General features: G+C 37.5%; 6 protein-coding genes. 5 read left to right on the top strand and 1 reads right to left on the bottom strand.

The annotated features are described in order from the left end of the window. Positions 1 to 1,019, bottom strand: a 1,019-nt coding sequence (gene topA, locus R3333_RS11820; protein WP_318958982.1) for a type I DNA topoisomerase, incomplete at its 3' end; no start/stop codon positions are given. A gap of 227 nt (positions 1,020 to 1,246) precedes the next feature. Between topA and miaB the strand changes: the two genes are divergently transcribed. The 5 genes from miaB to secG all read left to right on the top strand — a co-directional run. Further along, on the top strand, positions 1,247 to 2,683 hold the full coding sequence (miaB, locus tag R3333_RS11815) for a tRNA (N6-isopentenyl adenosine(37)-C2)-methylthiotransferase MiaB (RefSeq protein WP_318958981.1): 1,437 nt from the start codon (positions 1,247 to 1,249) through the stop codon (positions 2,681 to 2,683). A 22-nt stretch (positions 2,684 to 2,705) separates the two neighbouring features. Beyond that, positions 2,706 to 3,965 carry a sigma-54 dependent transcriptional regulator gene (locus tag R3333_RS11810; RefSeq protein WP_318958980.1) on the top strand — a complete coding sequence of 420 codons (1,260 nt, stop codon included), beginning with the start codon at positions 2,706 to 2,708 and terminating at the stop codon, positions 3,963 to 3,965. Positions 3,966 to 3,986: 21 nt separating this feature from the next. After that, positions 3,987 to 4,496 carry an LPS assembly lipoprotein LptE gene (lptE, locus tag R3333_RS11805; protein WP_318958979.1) on the top strand — a complete coding sequence of 170 codons (510 nt, stop codon included), beginning with the start codon at positions 3,987 to 3,989 and terminating at the stop codon, positions 4,494 to 4,496. Position 4,497: 1 nt separating this feature from the next. Then, a complete protein-coding gene (locus R3333_RS11800; RefSeq protein ID WP_318958978.1) occupies positions 4,498 to 5,874 on the top strand; it encodes a hypothetical protein in 1,377 nt (458 codons plus the stop codon). Positions 5,875 to 5,877: 3 nt separating this feature from the next. Further along, positions 5,878 to 6,003: preprotein translocase subunit SecG (gene secG, locus R3333_RS11795; RefSeq protein WP_318958983.1), on the top strand; the 126-nt coding region annotated here is incomplete at its 3' end.

Raw genomic sequence — 6,003 nt, 5'->3', positions numbered from 1 at the left:
CTGTGCGTCGCAAAGCTTGTTGGACGAATTGCTTCGTGGGCCTCTTGTGCTCCAGAGTTTTTATTCTTATAACGCTTCGGGTTAGAATATTCTGATCCGTAAGCTGATTTTATTTCTTTTTCTGCCGCGTTGATTGCATCATCCGAGAAGTTCACAGAATCCGTTCTCATGTACGTTATCTTACCTGCTTCGTACAAGCGCTGTGCTACAGACATGGTTCTAGATACACTAAAACCTAATTTCAAACTGGCCTCTTGTTGTAAAGTAGATGTAGTAAAGGGTGCAGTAGGAGATTTTGTTCCTGGCTTTTTAACCACATCTGTGATTTCGAAATCTGCTGCTTTACATGAAGCTAAGAATGCTTCTACCTCTTTATCCGTTCCTAAGTTATGTGCTAAATCCGCCTTAATTGTATCTGCATCTTTTTGAAAGAAACCAGACAACCTGTAAAATGTCTCTGGTGTAAAGTTTTGAATTTCTCTTTCGCGCTCTACAATTAAACGTACAGCTACAGATTGTACTCGACCAGCAGATAAACTTGGCTTCACCTTTTTCCACAACACTGGAGAAAGTTCAAAACCTACCAATCTATCTAAAATTCGTCGTGCCTGCTGCGCATCTACCAACTCTTTATTAATCTCTCTCGGACTTTCAATTGCTTTTAAGATGGCTGTTTTAGTAATCTCATTAAAGGTAATTCTCTTCGTCTCTTTTTTCTCCAATCCAAGCGTCTCGTATAAGTGCCAAGAAATTGCTTCTCCCTCGCGGTCCTCATCGGTTGCGAGCCATACCGTATCGGCACCTTTCACTAATTTCTTTAATTCTGATACCAGCGCTTTCTTGTCTGGACTCACCGAATAATCAGGTTTAAAATTGTTTTCTACGTCTATTGCTAAACCTTTTTTGGCAAGATCTCTCACGTGACCATAACTAGATTTCACAGTAAAATCTTTCCCTAAATAACCTTCTATGGTTTTCGCTTTAGCAGGTGACTCAACAATTACTAAATTCTTTGACATGTCCTTTTTCTGTATTAAGAGGTGAATCGAATTAGCTGCAAAATAAGTTTAAATTATTGCTAAAAACAAACCACCCCGGGAAACTCTATTAAATTAAGCTCTCCTTGTATACAAGATTTCTTGGTAAAAAGTTCGCTAGCTTCGTCTTTAATTAACGTATTTTCACTCTGCCATTTTGACACTAATCTTATATTTTAGTTACTTTTGTCCCACAAATTTGATGAACAATGATGGATAATATTCTTGAGGGAAAGAAGATAGACGAAAACAGACAAGGTGAGGCATTAGAAATGGCATCATCATCAAATCCTAATGGAAAGAAATTATTTTTAGAAAGCTACGGGTGTGCAATGAACTTTTCAGATAGTGAAGTAGTTGCATCTATTTTAATTAAGCAAGGGTATCAAACTACCAACGATGAAACGGAGGCAGACCTTATTTTAATTAACACGTGTAGTATTCGTGAAAACGCTGAAGAAAGAGTTCGTAAGCGTTTAACTAACTTTAAATACCGCAAGCAACACCAACCTTCTTTAATAGTTGGAGTGTTAGGTTGTATGGCTGAACGTTTGAAAAAACAGCTCTTAGAGGAAGAGAAATTGGTAGACATCGTTGCTGGTCCGGATTCATACAGAGACCTTCCTTCTTTAATCAACGAAGTAGAAGGTGGACAAAAAGCGGTAAACGTTCTTTTAAGTAGAGAAGAAACGTATGCTGATATTAGTCCTGTTCGTTTAGACAACAAAGGAATTTCATCATTTGTAAGTATAACAAGAGGTTGTGATAACATGTGTTCTTTCTGTGTAGTACCTTTTACCAGAGGTAGAGAAAGATCGAGAGATCCACAAACCATCGTTCAAGAATGTAGAGATTTATTCGAACAAGGATACAGAGAGGTAACCTTATTAGGACAAAACGTAGATAGCTACCGTTGGAACATTACCAACAAAGGAGAAATTAAGGATGAAACAAAACCAACGACCAACTTTGCAGAATTGATGGCAATGTGTGCAGAGGTTCATCCAGATTTAAGAATTCGTTTCTCTACTTCACACCCAAAAGATATGACGGATGAAGTATTGGAAACAATTGCGAAATACGACAACATTTGTAACTATATCCACCTTCCTGTTCAATCTGGAAATACGGAAGTATTGAAAAAAATGAACAGAGGATATTCAAGAGAATGGTACTTAAATAGAATTGATGCTATTAAACGTATCGTTCCTGAGGCTGCAATTAGTACAGACATCATTACAGGATTCTGTGGAGAAACTGAGGAGCAGCACAGAGATACATTGAGCTTAATCGAAGAAGTAAAATTTGATTTTGCTTACATGTACAAATACTCTGAAAGACCAAAAACTTTAGCAGAAAGAAAATACGAAGACGATATTCCGGAAGAAGTTAAACAAAGACGTTTAACGGAGATCATTACTTTGCAAAGAGAACAAGGTAATGCCATCAACCAGAGTTACGTTGGAAAAACAGTAAAAGTATTGGTTGAAGGAAACTCTAAGAAGTCAGAAGAAATGCTTTGTGGAAGAAACGATCAAAACACAATGGTTGTTTTCCCTAAAATAGATGTTCAACCTGCTTCTTATGTTGATGTAAAAATTACAGATTGTACTTCTGCAACATTAATTGGAGAAGCAATAGCCTAAGCTTTTTATTTTTTAATTGACTATGACTATACAACAGATAAAACAACGTTTCGGAATTATTGGTAACGCAACGCTTTTAAATAGAGCGTTGGAAGTAGCTGCGCAAGTAGCTCCTACAGATATCTCTGTTCTTGTTACGGGTGAAAGTGGTACAGGGAAAGAGATTATCCCACAAGTCATACATCAATTAAGTTCTAGAAAACACGGAGAGTACATCGCAGTAAACTGTGGTGCAATTCCCGAAGGAACAATTGATTCTGAATTATTTGGTCACGAAAAAGGAGCCTTTACGGGTGCTAGTGGAAGTCGTAAAGGGTATTTTGAAGTAGCTGACGGCGGAACAATTTTCTTGGATGAAGTTGCAGAACTTCCTATGCAAACTCAAGTGCGTTTGTTACGTGTTTTAGAAACAGGTGAATTCATTCGCGTGGGTTCATCTAAGGTCATTAAAACAGACGTTAGAGTAGTTGCGGCAACCAACGAAAATATGATGGAAGCCATACAAAAAGGTAAGTTTAGAGAAGACCTTTTGTATAGATTAAGTACTGTTCCTATTCAGCTTCCACCCTTGCGCGATAGACAAGACGATATACATCTATTGTTTAGAAAATTTGCGCATGACTTTGCTGAGAAATACAGGATGCCTGCAGTTAAATTAACTGATGAGGCAGTAGAATTAATCTTGAATTACCCTTGGCCTGGTAATATACGTCAGCTTAAAAACATCGCAGAACAGATTTCAGTTATTGAAAATGAGAGACTGTTAACTCCAGAAATATTAAGACAATACCTTCCTGAAAAACATCACAGTAACTTACCTGCGATTGTAAATAAGGAAAAGGAAAAAGATGAGTTTTATAGCGATAGAGAATTGATGTACAAATTCTTGTTCGACATGAAAAACGACCTCAATGAATTGAAAAAATTGGTGGTTGAAATTCTAAACAATAACTCAGACGTTAACTTGAGTGCAAATCAAAGAGATGTGCTCAATAAGATGTACGAGGATTATCAAACAGATACTCCGAAAAGCTACTTACCCAGTCCGGTAAAACGCGACAATGATTATGACGCTGGCAAAGACGATGAGATTCGCATTATTGAAGATGACTACGAAGACCATGTAGAGATAGAGGAATCTTTATCCTTAGAAGACAGGGAAAAAGAACTCATTCAAAAAGCTTTGGAAAAACACAATGGTAAACGTAAGTATGCCGCCAAAGAATTAGGAATTTCTGAGCGTACACTGTACAGGAAAATCAAAGAATTCCATTTAAAATAAGTTAGTATATTCGGCATAGATATGATGAAGTTAGCCCTCTTTTTTGTTTCATTCTTACTACTTACCAGTTGCTGGCCAACGAGTGTAGGTTTTAAAGACGGAAGTATAGATCCGAGCTGGAAATATTTTTCTGTAGAAACGATTAAAAGTGAAGCTGCCAATGCTCCTTTGAATTATGCTCCTTTACTTACAGAGGAGTTAAAAGACGAAATTCAAAACAGAACAGGCTTAAAATTGAATACCGGAAATCACGAGTCACAAATCAATATTACCGGAAATGTGATAGGTTATGAAATTGCTCCCGTAGCGATTCAAGGCAACGATAATGCTTCCAAAAACAGATTAACCATTACGGCGATGTTTGATATTTTCATCACCTCACCAGAAGAAGATATGATGCAAGTTCGCGCCTCTCGTTTTGCAGATTACGACGCAGCACAAGACTTGGGAAGCATAGAAACAAATTTATACGAAGAAGTTAACCGACAGATCATACAAGACGTTATCAACGAACTACTTTCGAATTGGTAAGATGAATAAAGCAGATTTAACAGAGAGAATTATTGATCCGAGTAAAATTGAAAAATCGGACATCCCCGCGTTGAAAAACTTGGCGGAGAAATACAGCTTTTCTCCTGTTTTTTCATTACTACTCCTTTCAGGGTTATCACAACATGACGACTTTAGCTTCGAAGAGGAGCTTAGTGAGCATGCCTATAGAATCCCAGATAGAATTCGTTTGTTTAATTTGACTCACGACATTCAAACAAGGGTTGAGAGCGAAAGTGATTCAGTACCTTCAACAATTCCCGAAGAGTCATCTATGCCTAAGGAAGTTGCAGAAGAAGAAACTTCTACTGAGCGTATTGAAGCACTTGAAGAACCTGAAACAAACGCAATTTCTGCAACAGAAGAAGCTGATAACAAGAAAACCTCGGAAGAGGAGGAAACTCCTATTTTCAGTTTAAATGCTGCTGAATCTATAGAAGAAGCAGAGCCCGAAACATCAGAGGAAAACAATAATATTTCATCGGAGGAAAAGGAAGAAGTAAAGTTTGGCTTCACTCCTCAAGAACAGGAAAGTGAGGAAGTTGCAGTTCAAAGCAGAGATAACACAGATGAAGTTGAAGAAACTGAAGCTCCAACTGAAGTACAAGAAGAGCTGCCTAAAGATACTTTAGAGGTAGATATGTATGCAGCTGCAGTGAGCAGAAGCATAGAGCAAGAGGTTTCTACAGAAGAACTGGTTCAAACAGAGATTCAAGAAGAAGAACTCGAAGAAGAAGTCCAAATTGAAGATGTTGAAGATAATTCAACTCGCCCATTGGAAAGCATTTCTACTGAAGATACATCTGAAATTACAGAAGCCGAAAACGAAGTAATCACTTCCCCTCAAATTGAGGAAAATCAAAAAGAAGAGGAAAACACAAGCGATGAACCGCATAATTTCTTCGCGTGGTTAGCGGCCAAAAAGGCAGAGAACACTGCTTCTCCAAAAGAAGAAATTAAGGTTCAAAAAGTAGAAAAAGAAACTACTCAAGAAGTAGAAAATGAGGTAGCGCAACCTACTGAAACGAAAACAGCTCCAGAAATTGAAGAAGCGACGACAGAAAACACACCTGTTGAAGCGCCAAAATCAAAAGTTGAAAGCATTATCGAGAAGTTTATTAACGAAGAACCACAAATAAGTAGGCCGAAAAAGGAATTCTTTTCTCCAAGTAAAGTTGCTAAGAAAAGTCTAGACGAATCAAGCCTTCCAGTATCAGAAACCTTGGCTCAAATCTTTGCCGCTCAAGGGAATTATCCAAAAGCAATTGCATCTTATGAGCAATTAATGTTGAAATTTCCAGAAAAAAAGAGTTTCTTTGCAAATCAAATTAAAAAACTGAAACAAAAATTAATTAAATAAATCATGGGAACATTACTTACTATCTTAATCCTTTTGGCGAGTGTACTACTTGTATTAGTAGTTTTAATTCAAAATCCAAAGGGTGGTGGTTTATCTACAGACTTCGGTGCTGCTCACCAATTAGGTGGT

The sequence above is a fragment of the Lishizhenia sp. genome (genome assembly GCF_033720595.1).
Lineage (GTDB): Bacteria > Bacteroidota > Bacteroidia > Flavobacteriales_D > Crocinitomicaceae > Lishizhenia.
Note: the sequence above shows the minus strand (reverse complement) of the source record. Positions and strands in the feature narration are given on the sequence as shown.

Excerpts from the sequence above, each read along its gene's own strand:
- miaB (WP_318958981.1), top strand. The coding sequence starts at position 1,247 with ATGATGGATAATATTCTTGAGGGAAAGAAGATAGACGAAAACAGACAA.
- R3333_RS11810 (WP_318958980.1), top strand. The coding sequence starts at position 2,706 with ATGACTATACAACAGATAAAACAACGTTTCGGAATTATTGGTAACGCA.
- lptE (WP_318958979.1), top strand. The coding sequence starts at position 3,987 with ATGATGAAGTTAGCCCTCTTTTTTGTTTCATTCTTACTACTTACCAGT.
- R3333_RS11800 (WP_318958978.1), top strand. The coding sequence starts at position 4,498 with ATGAATAAAGCAGATTTAACAGAGAGAATTATTGATCCGAGTAAAATT.